The following is a 17,734-nucleotide window of genomic DNA, read 5'->3' as shown; positions in this document are numbered from 1 at the left end:
ACCCGGGGCCATTCTGCGCCGCGTCAACGCTGAGGGAGAGGCCAGAGTGACGCTATCTGATCTGAACCGATTGCTGACCGCGCGCCACTCGTGCAGGGCGTTTCTCTCCGACCCGGTTCCGAAAGATCAGATCGAACAAATTCTCAACAGCGCGACACGTGTCCCCAGTTGGTGCAACGCGCAACCTTGGCACGTCATCGTCACCAGCGGGGAAGAGACCGATCGGTTCCGGACAGCCATGCTTGCCGAGGCGGCGGATGGCACCCCCTCTCCGGACCTGCCCTTTCCAACTTCTTATACTGGTATGTACCAGGACCGCCGCCGCGCTTGCGGTTGGGCTTTGTACGAGGCGGTGGGCGTTGAGCGCGGTGATCGTGCAGCCTCGGCCCGGCAGATGATGGAGAACTTTTCGCTGTTTGGGGCGCCTCATTGCGCGATCCTCACCAGCCCGGCAGAGCTTGGGGGCTATGGTGCGCTCGATTGTGGCGGTTTCATCACCGTTTTCTGCTTGGCCGCACAAGCGCTTGGAGTGGCCACGATCCCGCAGGCAGCACTGGCAACCTACAGTCCCTTCCTGCGGCGTTATTTCGATATTCCGGAAGATCGAATGATTTTGTGCGCAATATCCTTTGGCTATGCGGATACAAACCACCCGGCCAACGGTTTTCGTACTGACCGCGCTGATCTGGCCGAGGTCGTCGATTGGGTCGGATAGAATAAACGAAGCGGAGAACGCCCGTGCGCGCAGTTTTACAAAGAGTTTCCAAGGCCAGTGTATCGGTTGACGGTCAGGTAGTCGGTCAGGTCGGGCCGGGTCTGATGATCCTTGTCTGTGCGATGCAGGATGATGATGAGGCCAAGGCAGAGCAGCTTGCCGCCAAGGTATCCAAGCTGCGGATTTTCAAGGATGACGCAGGGAAAATGAACCGGTCGGTGGTTGATGTCAAAGGCTCGGCTTTGGTGATCAGCCAGTTTACACTGGCCGCCGATACGTCACGCGGCAACAGGCCCGGCTTTTCCGGGGCTGCACCGCCGGCTATCGGCAAACATCTGTACGAAGTGTTCGCACAGCGGTTGCAGGCCCAAGGCGTTCCTGTCGAAACAGGGGAATTCGGCGCGGATATGGCGGTTGAGCTGGTCAATGATGGACCGGTCACCATTTGGATAGAAAGTTAATGAACAAAAAAGAACAGGCAATTCGCATCTGGCAGGCTGGTGTTGACGCTGTTGGCGGCCACGCCGCAACCAGCAAGGTTTTGCAGGGCATCCCTGAACCTGATCAGATACTGGCAGTTGGCAAACCCGCAGCCGCCATGGCGCGCGCGGCGCTGGTACATTTTGGAGAGCGCCCGACATTGGTTGTCACCAAGGACGACCATGGGCGTGACTTGCCAGACCATGTCACCGTGATCGAGGCCGCGCACCCCGTCCCAGACTCCCGCAGCCTTCAGGGCGGTCGGGCCTTGCGTGAAGCGGTCGAGGCCATGGGTCCGGACTCGCATCTGCTCTTGCTGGTTTCAGGCGGTGCTTCGTCCTTGGCCGAGGATCTGCTGCCGGGAAAAACTCTGACCGATCTAGAGCAGTTGAATAAAAAGCTGCTGGCCGAAGGGTTGGACATCACGGCGATGAATGCAGAACGGCGCAAGTTGTCACGGATCAAGGGCGGTGGGCTGCTGTCGCATTTCAAGGGGCAGCTGGCGACCGTTCTGGCGATTTCCGATGTGCCGGGTGATGATCTGAATGTTGTGGGTTCAGGAATTGGCGCGCTACCAGATGAGTTTGGCTTTCAGGCCAGCACGCAGATTGTGGCGTCAAATGCGCATGCCCGCGCGGCTGCGGTTGAAATGGCGCAAAGCGAAGGCCTTGCGGTGCACGCCAACGAAGAATGCCTGCATGAAGACGTCCTGCGCGTCGCTAAAACACTTGGAAAACGCCTTCGCGACATGCCAAGCGGTGTCATGGTGTTTGGTGGAGAGCCGACTGTCGTCTTGCCAGAAAATCCGGGACAAGGTGGGCGCAACCAAGCCCTTGCGCTTGCCTTGGCGCGTGAGATTTCGGGCTGTGATGGCATAACAGTGGTTGTCGGAGGTACAGATGGCACAGACGGCCCAACCCGGGCCGCGGGCGCGGTGATTGATGGGACCACATGGGGCGACGGCGCTGAAGAGGCTTTGCAGCAGGCCGACAGCGGCACCTTTCTGGACAATGCGGGAGCATTGCTGGTGACCGGGCCAACGGGAACGAATGTGATGGACCTACTTGTCGCAATCCGTGACTGATCTGACGATTTTGATACCACCCAGATCGAAAACCCTCGGGAGAGTACAGCAATGGCGGCACCTGTAAACACGCTACGGAATATCGAAGACCTTCCCGATGTCGGCATTGAAATGCCTGATGGCTGCCGCTTGTCCGCACGAGTCTGGCGTCCGACGGATGCGGTGGAAAACCCGGTGCCAGCTATTCTGGAGTTTCTGCCCTACCGAAAACGCGACGGAACCACGGCTCGGGACGCGCTGACGCATCCGTGGTTCGCTGAACGCGGCTATGCCTGCATCCGCGTGGATATGCGCGGCAATGGCGACAGCGAAGGGTTCATGGAGGACGAATACACCCAGCAAGAGCTGGACGATGCTGTTGCAACCATTCAATGGCTGGCCGCACAGCCTTGGTGCACCGGGCATGTCGGCATGATGGGCATAAGCTGGGGTGGTTTCAACGCCTTGCAGGTTGCGGCGATGCGGCCCGCGCCACTGAAGGCAATCATAACCTTGTGCTCGACCGCCGATCGTTATGCAGACGACATCCACTATAAGGGTGGTTGTCTGCTGAACGAAAACCTGGGCTGGGGTGCGACCATGTGGTCGTACTCATCCCGCCCGCCGGACCCGGACCTGCGCCCGAACTGGCGCGCGCTGTGGTTGGACCGCCTAGAACATGAGCCCTTTCTGCCATCTGTGTGGCTCCGTCATCAACGGCGGGACACGTATTGGAAACATGGTTCTGTGTGTGAGGACTTTGGCGCGATCCAGGCAGCGACCCTTGCTGTGGGCGGCTGGGGCGATGCGTACAAGAATACCGTGCCGCTGCTGGTGGAAAATCTGGATGCTCCGGTCAAGGGCATCGTCGGCCCCTGGGTGCATAAATACCCTCATTTCGCGGTTCCGGAACCTCGGATCGGTTTCTTGCAAGAGGCTCTGCGTTGGTGGGATCACTGGCTGAAAGGTCTCGACACTGGTGTTGAGAATGACCCCGACTATCGCGCCTATCTGATGGACGGGGTGAGACCGCAGCGTTGGTACAGCGAACGGGCGGGGCGCTGGCTTACCGAACAGAACGGCGCCACCGCTCACCTGCCGGGACTGACGTTACGATTGTCGGATATTGGTCTGGGTCAGGATGGCCCGCTGGATACAAAAATAAGCTCGCCGCAAACCTGCGGGATGGAGGGCGGTGAGTATTGCGCCATTTGGCTAGGCCCGGACATGCCGGGAGATCAACGTACCGACGACGCGTTATCGGCATCTTTCGATGGCGACCCCCTGACCGAGGATCTGGATATCGTTGGCGCGCCCCGTGTTCGCCTGCGCTTCAGCTCGGATCGGCCGCAAGCACAAATTGCCGTGCGTCTGAACCATTTGCATCCCGATGGCGCTTCGACCCGCATCACATATGGTGTACTGAACCTGACCCATCGGGACAGCCATGCTGAACCTGAACCTCTGACGCCGGGCAAGGTCTATGATATCTCGTTTGAGCTGGACCATATCGCCTATCGCGTGCCCAAAGGTCATCGGTTACGGATTGCGATCTCAACCGCCTATTGGCCGCTCATCTGGCCTTCGCCTGAAAAGACCGAACTTCACCTGACCGGGGGGGACGTGACCGTGCCGCAGCGTCCTGCGGGCGATGACTCATATGTCTTCCCGCCTGCGTCATCTGCTGCGCCGCTGGAACAGACGATCTTGCGCGCCTCGCAAAATTCAAGGCGGGTTGAGGTCGATATGAACTCGGGCCAAACCCATATGATCATTGAAGATGATTTTGGTCTGGTTCGAAACGAAGATCACGGGTTGATTCACGGCGGCACAGCCTACGAGCGTTGGGAAATTCACCCTGACGATCCCTTGTCCGCGCGCGGCATTTGCAGTTGGACGCAAGAGATCCGCCGAAACGACATCCATCTGCGCACCGAGACGTCCTGCGAAATGTGGGCCGACAAGACGACCTTTTACCTAACAGCAATGATGAAAGCCTATGACGGTGAAAACCTGGTCTCAACGAAGGAGCACAAGGAGGCGATTCCGCGTGATCTGATATGATTTTCGGGCCAATCCGGGCCAGAGATTTCTCCTTGCCCGCCCGACCGAAATACGCCTAATTTGACTCATGCGTCAAAAAAAAGCCCATCAAGGGCTGATAATCCATTCAACCGGGAGATCTTTGAATGAACGAACAAATCACTCACATGGCCGAACAGGTTACAGCCGGTAAGCTGACCCGCCGCGAATTTATGGGTAAAGCGACGGCTCTGGGTGTCTCGGCGGCGATGGCCAGCACGATGTTCGCAAACGCCGCGCGCGCGGCTGGCCCAAACAAGGGCGGCGACCTAAAGTTTGGCCTGCAAGGCGGTGAGTCCACCAACTCACTGGATCCGGCAACCTATGCCAGCTCGGTTCCGTTTCAGAACGGCAAGCAGTTTGGCGACCAACTGGTCGAGGTTGCGCCCGATGGTTCAATCGAACCCCGTCTGGCGGAAAGCGTGGAAGGCAGCGCTGATGCCAAGGTCTGGACCTTCAAGCTGCGTCAGGGTGTTGAGTTCCACAATGGCAAAACCATGACCAGCGAAGACGTGCTGAAGACTATGGAGCGTCACTCGAACGAAGACTCCAAGTCTGGCGCTCTGGGCATCATGCAGGGCATCGAGTCGATGAAGGCCGACGGCGACAATTTCCAGGTTACGCTGACTGAGCCGAACGCCGACCTGCCCTATCTGATGGCAGACTATCACCTGATCATTCAGCCAAACGGCGGCATGGATGACCCGGGGGCTGGTATCGGTACAGGACCATACAAGGTCGAAGTGGACGAGCCCGGCGTGCGTCACCTGTATACAAAGTTCGAAAACCACTGGAACCCGGATTTCGGGAATTTCGACAGTGTTGAGGTTGTCGTGATCAACGACGCAACGGCCCGGACCGCAGCGTTGCAGTCAGGTCAGGTGCACGCAATCAACCGTGTGGAGCCAAAAGTCGCTGATCTGCTGGGTCGTGCGCCCAACTTGACGGTGCACTCAACGGCGGGTCGCGGTCACTATGTGTTCATCATGCATTGCGACACGGCGCCGTTTGATCAAAACGAACTGCGTATGGCGTTGAAATTCGCAATCAACCGTCAAGATTTGGTCGATAAGATTTTGCGTGGGTACGGAACTGTGGGCAATGACATGCCTGTAAACGCGGCCTATCCGCTGTTTGACGGATCTATCCCGCAACGCGAGTTCAACCTTGAAAAGGCAGCCGAGCACTACAAGAAGTCCGGCCATGACGGATCGCCGATCATCCTTCGTGTTGCCGATGGTGCCTTCCCGGGTGCCGTGGATGCCGCAGCCCTGTTCCAGCAAACCGCGGCGCAGGCGGGTATCCCGCTGGAGATCAAGCGCGAGCCCAACGATGGCTACTGGTCTGAGGTCTGGAACGTTCAGCCCTTCTGTGCATCTTACTGGGGCGGTCGTCCGGTGCAGGATCAGATGTACTCGACCGCGTATCTGTCGACGGCCGACTGGAATGACACCCGCTTCAAGGTTCCGGAATTCGACGAGATGCTGTTTGCAGCACGCGCCGAGTTGGACAACGACAAGCGCAAGGACATCTACAGCAAAATGGGCATGATGGTGCGTGATCAGGGCGGCCTGATTTGCCCGATGTTTAACGACTTCATCGAAGGGGTCAGCAATCAGCTGCAAGGCTGGGAAAGTGACCCAACCCAAGAGATGATGAATGGCAACATGTCCCGCAAAATGTGGTTTGCCTGATACGGAAGACGGATTATGCATCCCATCATCAAACTGGTTTCCCAGCGCCTTGCGCTGGGTTTCCTGTTACTCTTTGGTGCATCGGCTCTGATTTTCGGCCTCACCGAAGCCCTTCCCGGGGACGCCGCGCAAGCGGTCCTTGGTCAAGCCGCAACCCCCGAAGCCCTTGCAAACCTTCGCGAAGAAATGGGGCTGAACCGTCCTGCCCTGACCCGTTATTTTGAATGGCTGGGCGGTATTGTTCAGGGCGATCTTGGGACATCCCTGACCAATAAACTGGATATCGCCGAGTCGGTTGGCAACCGATTGGGCAATACACTGTTTCTGGCGTTCTGGGCTGCCATCGTATCGGTTCCGCTGGCAATCTTTCTGGGCTTGCTGGCCGTGCGCTACCGCAACCGCTGGCCCGACAAACTGATTTCGGCTGTAACGCTTACAACCATTTCGATCCCCGAGTTTCTGATCGGCTATGTGCTGGTCTATTTCGTCGCTGTGAAACTGGGCATGTTCTCACCGCTGGCGATGATCAACGATAGCATGACACTGGGGCAAAAGCTGAACTCGATTGCCTTGCCGGTCATTGTTCTGACACTCGTTGTGCTGGCGCATATGATGCGCATGACCCGGGCCGCAATCCTGAACGTAATGCAATCGGCTTATGTGGAAACGGCTGAACTCAAGGGGCTGAGCAATTTTCAAGTCATCTATCGCCACGCCTTTCCCAATGCAGTCGCACCAATCGTCAACGTCGTGATGCTGAACCTGGCTTATCTGGTTGTCGGCGTTGTCGTGGTTGAGGTGGTGTTCGTCTATCCCGGTATGGGGCAGTACCTTGTGGACCACGTGACCAAGCGAGACGTTCCTGTGGTGCTTGCCTGCGGCGTTATCTTTGCCGCGATCTACATCGGGCTGAACATGGTTGCAGACATCGTTGCCATTCTGGCCAACCCAAGGCTGAGGCATCCGAAATGAAGAATATCCCAATCTCGGCTTTAATCGGGCTGGCGTTTACAGCGCTGTACTTTGTGATCGCGATCTTTGCCCCTCTGCTGGCGCCATATGGCATGGCAGAAGTTGTTGGGGACGTGTGGGAACCATCAGGTGCGCAATTCTGGCTGGGTACTGACAATATCGGACGCGATCTTCTCAGCCGCATGATCTATGGCGGGCGCACGACGATCTTTATCGCGACTGCGGCTACGATCCTCAGCTTTGTAACCGGCTCGATCCTTGGCTTTCTGGCCGCTGTCCTGGGCGGCTGGGCAGATCAGGCCATGTCACGCGCAGTGGACCTGATCATGTCGATTCCTACGCTGATCTTTGCGCTAGTGGTTCTGGCGATGGTGCCTGTAACCGTACCGGTCCTGATCGTCGTCATGGGTTTGCTTGACTCGACGCGCGTCTATCGTCTTGCCCGAGCGGTCGCGGTCGATATCGCCGTCATGGACTATGTCGAAGCCGCAAGGCTGCGCGGTGAAGGCCAAAGCTGGATCATCTTCCGCGAAATACTGCCGAACGCCCTATCGCCGCTGGTTGCGGAACTGGGCCTGCGGTTCATCTTCATGGTTCTGTTTGTCTCGACCCTGTCCTTCCTGGGCCTTGGTGTACAGCCGCCGCTGGCAGATTGGGGCGGCATCGTGAAAGAGAACAAGGACGGCATCGTCTATGGTATCGGTGCTGCGTTGTACCCCGCAGTCGCGATTGCCACACTGGCGATCTCAGTCAACCTTGTGGCCGATTGGGTCTTGAACCGAACAACATCGCTGAAAGGAGGCCGGGGATGAGTGATACACTTCTCAAGGTCCGCGACCTCAAGATCGGCGCGACTGTTTATCCGCCGGGTGAAAAACCCCATGACATCGAGATCGTGCACGGGGTCAGTTTTGACCTTGAACGCGGCAAGGTCCTGGGGTTGATCGGTGAATCCGGGGCTGGGAAATCCACCATTGGTCTGGCTTCAATGGCCTATGGGCGCGGCGGAGTTGAGATCACCGGCGGCGAGGTGTGGGTCAACGGACGCGACATTCTGAAAACATCTACAGGCGACATCCGCAAGCTGCGCGGGGGTGAGGTGACCTATGTGTCGCAATCCGCCGCGGCCTCCTTCAACCCTGCCAAAAAGATCATGGACCAGGTGGTCGAGGCTGCGGTTGAACAGAGAAAGTTCAGCCGAAAAGAGGCTGAAGCCCGCGCACGCGAGCTGTTTGCAAAGCTGGGTCTGCCCGACCCGGACAACATTGGCGATCGTTACCCGCATCAGGTTTCGGGTGGTCAGTTGCAACGCTGCATGACCGCTTTGGCGCTGTGCCCTGAACCTGATCTGGTGGTCTTCGATGAACCCACCACGGCGTTGGACGTGACCACCCAGATCGACGTTCTGATGGCGATCAAAGAGGCTATTGCCGACACCGGCGTTGCCGCGCTCTATATCACGCATGATTTGGCTGTCGTGGCGCAGGTGAGCGATGACATCATGGTTCTGCGCATGGGCAATACGGTCGAGTACGGCCACACCGACCAGATCATCAACAACCCGCAAGAGGAGTATACACAGGCGCTGGTTTCCGTTCGTTCAATCGAACATGAGGAAAAGAAACCAACGCCGGAACCCGTACTCAGCGTCGAAGGTATCACCGCCCGCTACAAAGGGTTGAACTTCGATGTACTGCACAACGTCAATGTTGATCTGCATCCGGGGCAGACACTGGCCGTTGTGGGCGAATCCGGGTCCGGCAAGTCGACACTGGCGCGGGTGATTACCGGCCTGTTGCCGCCGCGCGATGGCGAGATCACCTTTGCCGGGCGCAAGCTCTCAGCTGATTTGAAAGGCCGGACCCGCGAAGACCTGCGCGAGTTGCAAATGATCTACCAGATGGCGGACGTGGCGATGAATCCACGTCAAACCGTGGGTACGATCATCGGCCGCCCGTTGGAGTTTTACTTCAACATGCGCGGCGCGGAAAAGCGCAAGCGGATCATCGAACTGCTGGATGAGATCGAACTGGGCGAGAGTTTTATGGATCGCTACCCTGCCGAACTGTCGGGCGGCCAGAAACAGCGAGTGTGCATCGCAAGGTCACTGGCAGCAAAGCCCAAGATGATCATCTGTGATGAGGTGACCTCGGCCCTTGATCCGCTGGTCGCGGATGGCATCCTGAAACTACTGTTGGACCTGCAAAAGATCGAGGATGTCGCATACCTTTTCATCACCCACGATCTGGCGACAGTTCGCGCGATCAGCGACAGTATCGCGGTGATGTATCAAGGCCGCGTGGTGCGGTACGGGTCCAAGTCCGAGGTGCTTAGCCCGCCATTTGACGACTATACCGACCTGCTTCTCAGCTCGGTCCCCGAGATGCATCTGGGTTGGCTGGAAGAGGTTGTCGCCCATCGCAAGATGGAAAGCGCAGGGAACTGACCCACTTTTTTTCGACATCGCGACACGACATGAAATTCCCGGCGTCACACCTTTGGATTGCGTCGGGAATTTGACGTTTTGGACGCAAATGGATCACCGCAACAAATACGGTTGCGTAAGATCACCCGCAAGACAACCGACCAAAGAGCCCAAACATGGACCGTAAAGTTCTTTTGATCATTCTGGACGGCGTGCCATGGCGCAACTTCCGCCGCTTGTTCGGCAATCTCGAAGGCTGGGTGGACAGCGGCGACGCGCGCGTGTGGAAACACCGCTCGGTGCTGCCGTCAATTTCGGCCAGTTGCTATGCCTCGATCCATACGGGCGTTCCCCCGCAGGAACATGGCTGCACCGGGAACGGCAACGTTTTTCGACTAAGCCACAAGGACGTGTTCAGCCAGGTGCGTGAGGCCGGAGGTGTGACCGGGGCCGTCACCCACAGCTTTTGGTCGCAATTCTTCAACCGTCACCCCTTCGACTACGTCCGCGACATTGAATATGACGAGCCCGAAAGCAAGACGATAAACCACGGCCGGTTTCATACGATGACGGGTTACGGCAAGACCAACCAGATGACACCATCTGATGTTGATCTTTTTGGCACATTAACCAATCTCTGCATGCGTTTCGGATTGGACTACGGCGTACTCCACACCTGCACGCTGGACAGCATGGGCCACCGGTTCTTCCACGATTGCGAAGAAATGGACCACGCCTGTTTCGTCGTCGACGAGATGCTGGCCCCCTTTATCCCCCGTTGGCGCCAAATGGGCTATGAGGTTATTGTGACAGCCGACCACGGTCAGGATGAGCGCGGCCATCATGGCGGGCGCAGTACGTTGCAACAGGAAACCGCGCTGTACTATTTCGGAGACGCCGACGGCCCCGAGGCAGGTGTAACGATCGACCAGCTGCAGCTTGCGCCCACGATCTTGCATCGTATGGGCGCGCCGATTGCCGATACAATGAAGGCCACGCCCTTCCTGAACTGAGGGATCAGTCGTAAGGCCAGACCTGCTGGCCCAGTGCCTCGATCGCGACCGAGATGCGTTCAAAACTGTCTGCGGCGCGTTTCACTGAATTGCGTGCGCGCAGGTAGCCGTGCACAAGGCCGGGTTCGTTGACCCAATAGGCCCTTCCGCCTGCGCTGGTGATCTTTTCACAATAGGTCGCACCATCATCTTTTAGCGGATCGCAATCAGCAGTAAACACGACGGTGGGCGGCAGGCCCGAAAAATCACGATCCTGCAACGGCGCAAATGTTGGGTCATTTTTTGGGACATCGCCGGCGCAACGCACCTTTTCATAGAAATGAATCTCTTCCAGCGTCAGAAGCGGCGCATGAGCATGTTCCACGTATGAACCTGCGGTCGCATCCCCGCCCAGCCCGGGGTAGATTAGAACCTGACCCAGCAGGGACCCAAGCCGCCCACGCGCATAATGCGCAACGGTACCAGCCAGATTGCCACCAGCGCTATCCCCGGCAAGAATCAAGGGATCGTTGAATTCCTGTTCCGCCCATTTCGTCGCCGTCCAACTGTCCTGAAATTGCGCCGGGTGGACGTATTCAGGGCACAGGCGGTAATCGACAGCAACCACCCGATACCCAGACTGAATACAAATCTCAGCGCAAACGTCATCGTGGCTTTCAAGTCCACCAACCACGAAACCGCCGCCGTGAAAATAGACGACGGTTCGTGTTGGATCTCCGGCTGTGTAGACCCGAACTGGCACACCATCAGCGGATTTGTCCAACACATCCACTCCGTCGGGTCGGGGCTGGCGAAAATCCTCACACATGGTGTTGTACAACCGCCGCTGATCTTCAATGGAAAGATCAACCGCATCGTCAGGATAGCTTTCAGCCGTGCGCCTTATGAACGCCCATGTTTCTTCGTCAATCAGACGCTCATAATCCATTATCCCTCCCGGTCAGGCGACCCATTCCCATGGCCGGGTATACGATCCCAGCACTTTGCTGACATCGTCCTCTGCCGAGCCGTTCGCGTCAAGCTGCGCGACGAGGCCGCGCTTTTTGTCGTCGATCACGACAACAACGCGCGCGGTCAGCCCAGCCTCTTCCAACGCGCCGTTGTATACGCGGGTTATGGCCTGTTTACGCAGCTCCGGCTTGAACACCTTGCCTACTGCTGTCTTTGGCAGTTCGTCCAGGATGGTCATATGCTTGGGCTGCGCTGCCCGTTCGTGGACTTGCACTTTGCAATATTCCATCAACTCTTTTTCGGTGACGGTGGCGCCGTCGACCAATTCGACAAAGGCGCATGGCACTTCCCCCGAATGCGCATCAGGCTGGCCGATGGCCCCTGCGAAGGCAACCGCGTCATGGCCCAGCAGGGCCTCTTCAATTTCGGCCGGGTCGATGTTGTGGCCACCACGAATAATCAGGTCCTTTGCGCGACCCGTGATCCAAAGATAGCCGTCTTCGTCAAACCGCCCTAAATCGCCCGTTCGCAGATACTTGTCGAAATGGTAGAGGTTTTGGTTCTTGTCCGCCTCGGTATAGGTGTTGCCGACATAGACGCCCGGGTTCGACACACAGATTTCGCCAATTTCGTCCAGTCCGCATTCCTTGGGCCCGTCTGGTCCGTCTTGCAGGATTTTCACATCGGTGTAGGGGAAGGGAAATCCGATTGAACCGATCTTCTTTTCTCCGTCAACCGGGTTGCACGAGACCAGACAGGTCGCTTCGGTCAGGCCATAGCCTTCGACGATGGTCACACCGGTTGCTTCTTCGAAACGGCGAAACAGCTCGACAGGCAGAGGGGCGGAACCCGAGAAAGCAGTTTTGACGCTTGAGATGTCAGCATCCACCGGGCGTTGCATTTTGGCGGAAATCGCTGTTGGAACCGTGATGATGAAGCTGACTTTCCAGCGTTCGATCAGTTTCCAGAAATTGTCGAAGACACCATCGCCGCGATACCCGGCCGGGGTTGGGAAGACCACATGCGCACCAGACGAGACCGCAGCCATCATGATCACGTGGACTGCAAAGACGTGGAACATGGGCAGTGGGCACATGATGACGTCTTTTTCCGAGAACAACAGCGTGTGGCCAAGCCAGCCATTGTAGATCAGGCCAGTATATGTGTGCTGCGCCACTTTGGGCATGCCTGTCGTGCCGCCTGTATGGAAATAGCAGGCGACCCGATCCTCTTTGCTGTCTTCAAACGTCAGCGTCGCGGGTTGCTTGGCCAGCTCTTTGTTGAAGTTTTTGTAATCCGCATGGGCCAGTTTTACCTTGTCCCCCATTTTTGGGCGCAACAGCGGCACAAGCCATGATTTCGGCGGCGTGAGATAGCGATTGAGGTCAATCTCCAGAATGGTTTTGACCTTGGGCGCGTGGCGCACCGCTTCTTCGACCTTTTGCGCAACATCGGCCTTCGGGAAGGACTTGAGCGTCACCACCACCTTGGCCCCGGTTTCACGCAGGATCGCGGCGATCTGCTCGGGTTCCAACAACGGGTTGATCGGGTTCACGATACCGGCAACCGCACCCCCCATCATTGCAACAAGTGTCTCGTTGCAATTGGGCAGCACGTAGGCCACGACATCTTTTTCACCGATACCAAGTGAGCGGAACAGGTTCGCCGCCTGGTTGACCTTGCCCAATAACGCGGACCATGTCAGCGTTTCCGCCTTGTCCGTCGGACCAGATAACAGCTGGAAGCTGATCGCATTGCTGTTTGGAAAATTTCCGGCTGTCCGCGACAGCATCTGGTGAAGGGTGACCGGAACATCTCGGTCCTCCCACGGCATTTCCTGCTCCATTCGCACCTTGTCTTCCAAACCCACAAAGGCCATCTGGTTCCTCCCTTATCTCTCCCGTGTCCGGCACAGGTTTTTCTCCACCTTAAAGATGGAAGTAAAACCGCCCAGGTTCAAGAAATGCCATAACTGTGAAGAGCCTAAAGGGATAGAATTACGCTGCGGAGCGGTTTGTGTTACCCCTGCGTCACATCATTCGGCTGCCACGCCATCAGTGAATTGCAAACGCGCCAACCTGGCGTAAAGCCCGTCTTGCGACACCAGATCATCATGTGTGCCCTGGGCCACGATGCGCCCGGCCTCAAGCACAACGATCCGGTCCGCCTTTTTGACGGTCGCCAGCCGATGCGCCACGATCAGAGTGGTGCGCCCAGCGCGCATCTTGTCCACGGCACCTTGCACCGCACGTTCGCTTTCTGCGTCCAGGGCTGAGGTCGCCTCATCCAACAGCAAAACCGGCGCGTCCCGCAGGATTGCACGGGCAATTGCGATACGTTGCTTTTGGCCACCTGACAGCATGACGCCACGCTCACCTACGTAACTGTCATAGCCGTCTGGCAGGGTCGCGATGAAATCATGTGCTGCGGCCGCGCGGGCGGCGGCCTCAACCTCAGCATCGGTCGCATCCAAACGCCCAAAGCGGATGTTTTCGCGTGCCGAGGCGGCAAAGATCACCGGGTCCTGCGGCACAAGTGCCATATGGCGACGGAAATCCGCCCTGTCGATGTTGCTAAGATCGACACCATCCAGCGTGACCTTCCCCGAGGCCGGGTCATAGAACCGCTGGATCATCTGGATGACAGTTGTTTTACCCGCCCCGGACGGTCCGACAAAGGCAACGGTTTCGCCGGGCTTGATCTGCAAGGTCATGTGATCAAGCGCCACTATCTCGGGGCGTGAGGGATAGCGAAAAGTCACGTCATCAAAGTGGATTTCACCCTTAACAGGGATAGGCAGCGCAATGGGCTCCGCAGGATCGCTGACCGTGTCTTGCGCATTGAGCAGTTCGACCAGCCGTTCGGTCGCGCCTGCGGCACGCTGCAACTCGCTCCAGATTTCGGACAAGGCCGCCACGGAGCCGGCCATGATGATCGAATAGATCACGAACTGAATCAGAACCCCTTCGGTCATCACGCCGTCGCGGACATCATTGGCCCCCATCCAAAGCACGCCAACAATTCCTGAAAACACCAGAAAGATCACAATCACCGTCAGCACCGCACGCGTTCGAATGCGGTGCAGCGAGACCTTGTACGACGTTTCAGTCATGTCCGAAAACTGCGTACGGCTGGCTTGTTCATGGGTGAAAGCCTGAACTGTTTGCACGGCACTCAATGCCTCGCCCGCGTTGCCAGATGAAGCCGCGATCCAATCCTGGTTTTCCCGGCTGATCACCCGCAGCCGCCGACCCAAAAGCAGGATAGGCACCACCACCAACGGGATCAGCAGCAAAACCATGCCGGTCAGCTTAGCCGAGGTCAGCAGCATCAGCGCCAAACCACCAACGAACAGCAGGACGTTGCGCAATGCGATGGAAACAGACGAGCCAAGAACAGACTGAATCAGCGTCGTATCCGTGGTAATCCGGCTCAGGACCTCTCCGGTCATGATACGTTCGTAGAATTCGGGGCTCATGCCGATAACGCGGCTGAACACGGCCTTGCGGATATCGGCCACGACACGCTCGCCCAATCGCGTCACCAGCGCATAGCGCAGACCTGTGCCAATGGCCAGAAAGGCGGCAATGCCAAGGGCGGCCAGAAAGTACCAATCCAGCAGCTCGCCGTCTTCAATGCGGAAATTGTCGACCACACGCCGCACCGCCAATGGCAAGGTCAGGGTCATGCCCGCCGTCAGAACCAACGCCACCATCGCACTGGCCATCAAAAGTCGATACGGGCGCATAAACGGCCACAGCGACGCAAGAACGCCAATTTTCTTCGATCCGGCGCGTTCTTCGCTTGCGCCGGGTGCAGATTGCTGTGCCGGACTGGCTGAGGCGGTTCTTGCCATGCGTGGCCTTTAAATCATGTTCGCGTTTGAGTGATCGCTTCTTGGCGGCAGCAAACGGCGGGGTCAAGCCGCGCGTCATGAATAGGCATCCCCTCAGGGCCATTTGACGCAGGATTTTAAGGCTGACTTGGAGCGGGCGGCGGGAATCGAACCCGCTTCATCAGCTTGGAAGGCTGAGGTAATAGCCAGTATACGACGCCCGCTCAGCGAAGGTCGGTTTAAGCGAAGCGCCAAGTGTCGTCAAGCGCAGTTCGAGGACTGAAAGCAATTTCTGCGCCCTGCCCACTTCGCGCATGGGACAAGGCCGATGCCGACCGGTTAGTCGTTCTCAGACAGCCATGTGCAGGCGGAAAGATCCGACGCTATCCGGATCATCGACTGAAAACGCAAGGGGCGCGCAAAGGGCGTCCCGATCAGGGATGCCGGATATGTCGTGGCCGCAGCCAGCGCGTCTTGCAACGGAACACCGACCTGAGTCACCAAAACTCGAATGGCCGTGGTCAATTCCAAATCGGCCCCAGCCAGCGTTCCGTCCTCAAGCGTCAAACGCCCGTTGGCCCGTGTGATTCGACGGCCCTCCAGATCAAACGAGGCGTGATCCGTGCCCGCAACTGCCATCGCGTCACTTACCAAAAAGATCTGACCGGGTGCGGTTTTGGCGGCCCAGGCCGCACGCATCACCGCGGGGTGGACATGGATGCCATCAGCGATCATCCCGGCCGACAACCCGCCAATTGCAAGGCACGCCCCGACCAGACCGGGTTCGCGGTTCCCCATCTGGCTCATCGCGTTGAACAAATGGGTGACACAGCGCGCGCCCGCCTTGGCATAGCGTTGGCATGTCGCGAAATCCGCGTTGGTATGGCCCAGCGAGACCAGAACACCCGCGTCAGACAAGGTTTGAACCTGCTGCTCCGAGACGGATTCGGGTGCCAGCGTCACTTTCAGGCAGGGCAAGTTCTCTGCCGCCTGAAGCAACGCTGCCAAATCCGCATCCTCCATGGGCCGGATCAAAGCACCATCATGTGCCCCCTTGCGCGCTACCGACAAGTGTGGCCCTTCAAGGTGTAGCCCGGCCACCCCCGGAACGCCGGCCTGCACCGCCTGTATCGCCGCCGCGACGGCAGCTTCGGTTTTCTCGGGCGTGTCGGTGATCAGGGTTGGTAGCAGCGCCGCGACACCCAACCGTCGATGTGCCTTGGCGATCCTCCGTATGGTTTCGACCGATGGGTCATCGTTGAACATGACTCCATCGCCGCCATTTACCTGCAGATCAACGAAACCCGGGCACAGGATATCGCCGTTCAGGTCGATGACCTGCCCTTCCGGGCTTCCCGTCTGGTCAGGTACGATCGCTGACAGCGTGCCATCACGAAAGGTAACCGTATGGTTGAAATGCACGGATTCGCCATCAAACACAGTACCGTTGCGATATGTCACTGAATTAGGGGTCATACCGTCTCTGTCACTTTCCTGAGATGCCGCGGTGCGTCGGGGTCAATTCCGCGGGCAAGCGCGACCGCTTCGACCATGCTGTAAAACGAGGTGATGGTGGCAATGGGATCGATCAGCCAGTGACCGGTACGTATTACTGGCAGACTTTTGGCCTTGCGCACCTTGTCGGTGGCAGCAAACACAGCGGCCCCCTTGCCCGCCAACGCATCGGCGGCCTCGGCCGTTGCCTGCTCTGCAGCGTCGGCTGCTGCGAAAATGATGGTCGGGAACCCCTCTTCGACGATTGAGACCGGACCGTGCAGTACTTCGGCGACCGAATAGCTTTCGGCGTGAATCTGGCAGGTTTCCTTGATCTTCAGCGCAGCCTCATTGGACATGGCAAAAGAAGGGCCCCGGCCCAAGGTAAACAACGACCGGCCCGTGATCGCCATTGCCGCAGCAGACCAGTCGCACTGCGCGGCCTGCGCCAGATGGGCCGGCAAGGATCTTATCGCTGTGATCAATTCACCATCGCCCTTGACCTCGGCCAACACCCATAGACCCGCGACGAGTGAGGTGACGAATGTTTTGGTTGCAGCCACGCTCAGCTCTGGGCCCGCATGTAGGGGCAAGACCGCATCCGCCACCTCGGCCAAACGCGAGGTCGTGTTGTTTGTTATCGCAACGGTCAGCCCCCCTGAGGACTTCAACGATCGGGTCATTCCCACAATGTCTGGGCTTTGACCCGACTGCGACACCGACAGGCAAAGCGCACCATCTGCGCGCAGATCGACACCATAGATCGAATTGACCGATGGCCCGACCGAGGCAACAGGCAGGTTCAACAGCAACTCGCTGGCATATTTCAGATAGGTACAAGCATGATCCGACGACCCCCGCGCAACGGTGATCAAAAACCGGGGGTCGACCTCTTTCATCAGATTCGACGCGGCCTGAATGTTGGCGGCCCCCTGGCTTAGCAACCGATCAACCGCGTCGGGGATTTCCAAAATCTCCTGCCGCATTTTCGAGCTGTTTTCTGACATGCT

Annotated in this window: 14 protein-coding genes and 1 tRNA gene; 9 read left to right on the top strand and 6 right to left on the bottom strand. The window is 57.9% G+C overall.

Going from position 1 to position 17,734, the window contains the following annotated elements; genetic code table 11:
- Positions 1-46 precede the first annotated feature (46 nt).
- From ACXAET_RS00150 to ACXAET_RS00110, 9 genes are all read left to right on the top strand, one after another.
- A complete protein-coding gene (locus ACXAET_RS00150) occupies positions 47-715 on the top strand; it encodes a nitroreductase (RefSeq protein WP_475179269.1) in 669 nt (222 codons plus the stop codon).
- A gap of 23 nt (positions 716-738) precedes the next feature.
- The gene (dtd, locus tag ACXAET_RS00145) at positions 739-1,176 is read left to right on the top strand and encodes a D-aminoacyl-tRNA deacylase (protein WP_475179265.1); all 438 of its coding nucleotides are present in this window, start codon (positions 739-741) and stop codon (positions 1,174-1,176) included.
- Positions 1,176-2,279 (top strand): glycerate kinase type-2 family protein, encoded by a 1,104-nt coding sequence (locus ACXAET_RS00140; RefSeq protein ID WP_475179263.1) that lies wholly within the window; start codon positions 1,176-1,178, stop codon positions 2,277-2,279. The genes dtd and ACXAET_RS00140 overlap by 1 nt, the downstream gene beginning before the upstream one ends.
- A 51-nt stretch (positions 2,280-2,330) precedes the next feature.
- Positions 2,331-4,322 (top strand): CocE/NonD family hydrolase, encoded by a 1,992-nt coding sequence (locus tag ACXAET_RS00135; protein WP_475179261.1) that lies wholly within the window; start codon positions 2,331-2,333, stop codon positions 4,320-4,322.
- 125 nt (positions 4,323-4,447) lie between these two features.
- Positions 4,448-6,034 (top strand): ABC transporter substrate-binding protein, encoded by a 1,587-nt coding sequence (locus ACXAET_RS00130; RefSeq protein ID WP_475179258.1) that lies wholly within the window; start codon positions 4,448-4,450, stop codon positions 6,032-6,034.
- A 15-nt stretch (positions 6,035-6,049) separates the two neighbouring features.
- A complete protein-coding gene (locus tag ACXAET_RS00125; RefSeq protein WP_068335986.1) occupies positions 6,050-7,006 on the top strand; it encodes an ABC transporter permease in 957 nt (318 codons plus the stop codon).
- Positions 7,003-7,818: an ABC transporter permease gene (locus ACXAET_RS00120; protein WP_475179252.1), complete on the top strand. Its 816-nt coding sequence runs from the start codon at positions 7,003-7,005 to the stop codon at positions 7,816-7,818. The genes ACXAET_RS00125 and ACXAET_RS00120 overlap by 4 nt, the downstream gene beginning before the upstream one ends.
- Complete coding sequence (locus ACXAET_RS00115; protein ID WP_475179251.1) at positions 7,815-9,452, top strand: ABC transporter ATP-binding protein; 1,638 nt, start codon at positions 7,815-7,817, stop codon at positions 9,450-9,452. The genes ACXAET_RS00120 and ACXAET_RS00115 overlap by 4 nt, the downstream gene beginning before the upstream one ends.
- Positions 9,453-9,607: 155 nt before the next feature.
- Complete coding sequence (locus ACXAET_RS00110) at positions 9,608-10,444, top strand: alkaline phosphatase family protein (RefSeq protein WP_475179248.1); 837 nt, start codon at positions 9,608-9,610, stop codon at positions 10,442-10,444.
- Positions 10,445-10,448: 4 nt separating this feature from the next.
- Here the strand turns inward: ACXAET_RS00110 and ACXAET_RS00105 are convergent, their stop codons facing one another.
- The 6 genes from ACXAET_RS00105 to ACXAET_RS00080 all read right to left on the bottom strand — a co-directional run bounded on the left by ACXAET_RS00105 (position 10,449) and on the right by ACXAET_RS00080 (position 17,731).
- The gene (locus ACXAET_RS00105; RefSeq protein WP_475179246.1) at positions 10,449-11,372 is read right to left on the bottom strand and encodes an alpha/beta hydrolase; all 924 of its coding nucleotides are present in this window, start codon (positions 11,370-11,372) and stop codon (positions 10,449-10,451) included.
- A gap of 12 nt (positions 11,373-11,384) precedes the next feature.
- A complete protein-coding gene (locus ACXAET_RS00100; protein ID WP_475179242.1) occupies positions 11,385-13,274 on the bottom strand; it encodes an acyl-CoA synthetase in 1,890 nt (629 codons plus the stop codon).
- A 156-nt stretch (positions 13,275-13,430) separates the two neighbouring features.
- Complete coding sequence (locus ACXAET_RS00095; protein WP_475179239.1) at positions 13,431-15,251, bottom strand: ABC transporter transmembrane domain-containing protein; 1,821 nt, start codon at positions 15,249-15,251, stop codon at positions 13,431-13,433.
- 128 nt (positions 15,252-15,379) lie between these two features.
- Positions 15,380-15,454: transfer RNA gene (locus tag ACXAET_RS00090), tRNA-Gly, on the bottom strand.
- A gap of 115 nt (positions 15,455-15,569) precedes the next feature.
- Positions 15,570-16,706 (bottom strand): N-acetylglucosamine-6-phosphate deacetylase, encoded by a 1,137-nt coding sequence (gene nagA / locus ACXAET_RS00085; RefSeq protein WP_475179235.1) that lies wholly within the window; start codon positions 16,704-16,706, stop codon positions 15,570-15,572.
- On the bottom strand, positions 16,703-17,731 hold the full coding sequence (locus tag ACXAET_RS00080) for an SIS domain-containing protein (RefSeq protein ID WP_475179232.1): 1,029 nt from the start codon (positions 17,729-17,731) through the stop codon (positions 16,703-16,705). The genes nagA and ACXAET_RS00080 overlap by 4 nt, the downstream gene beginning before the upstream one ends.
- Between the last annotated feature and the right edge of the window lie 3 nt (positions 17,732-17,734).

The sequence above is a fragment of the Ruegeria sp. AWH4_226 genome, from assembly GCF_056159225.1.
The sequence above is the reverse complement of the archived record's forward strand: the minus strand, read 5'-3'. Positions and strand labels throughout refer to the sequence as shown.

Coding starts and splice junctions, on each gene's coding strand:
- ACXAET_RS00110 (WP_475179248.1), top strand. CDS start 9,608: ATGGACCGTAAAGTTCTTTTGATCATTCTGGACGGCGTGCCATGGCGC.
- ACXAET_RS00100 (WP_475179242.1), bottom strand. CDS start 13,274: ATGGCCTTTGTGGGTTTGGAAGACAAGGTGCGAATGGAGCAGGAAATG.
- ACXAET_RS00105 (WP_475179246.1), bottom strand. CDS start 11,372: ATGGATTATGAGCGTCTGATTGACGAAGAAACATGGGCGTTCATAAGG.
- ACXAET_RS00140 (WP_475179263.1), top strand. CDS start 1,176: ATGAACAAAAAAGAACAGGCAATTCGCATCTGGCAGGCTGGTGTTGAC.
- ACXAET_RS00125 (WP_068335986.1), top strand. CDS start 6,050: ATGCATCCCATCATCAAACTGGTTTCCCAGCGCCTTGCGCTGGGTTTC.
- ACXAET_RS00120 (WP_475179252.1), top strand. CDS start 7,003: ATGAAGAATATCCCAATCTCGGCTTTAATCGGGCTGGCGTTTACAGCG.
- ACXAET_RS00130 (WP_475179258.1), top strand. CDS start 4,448: ATGAACGAACAAATCACTCACATGGCCGAACAGGTTACAGCCGGTAAG.
- ACXAET_RS00135 (WP_475179261.1), top strand. CDS start 2,331: ATGGCGGCACCTGTAAACACGCTACGGAATATCGAAGACCTTCCCGAT.
- ACXAET_RS00080 (WP_475179232.1), bottom strand. CDS start 17,731: ATGTCAGAAAACAGCTCGAAAATGCGGCAGGAGATTTTGGAAATCCCC.
- ACXAET_RS00115 (WP_475179251.1), top strand. CDS start 7,815: ATGAGTGATACACTTCTCAAGGTCCGCGACCTCAAGATCGGCGCGACT.
- ACXAET_RS00095 (WP_475179239.1), bottom strand. CDS start 15,251: ATGGCAAGAACCGCCTCAGCCAGTCCGGCACAGCAATCTGCACCCGGC.
- nagA (WP_475179235.1), bottom strand. CDS start 16,706: ATGACCCCTAATTCAGTGACATATCGCAACGGTACTGTGTTTGATGGC.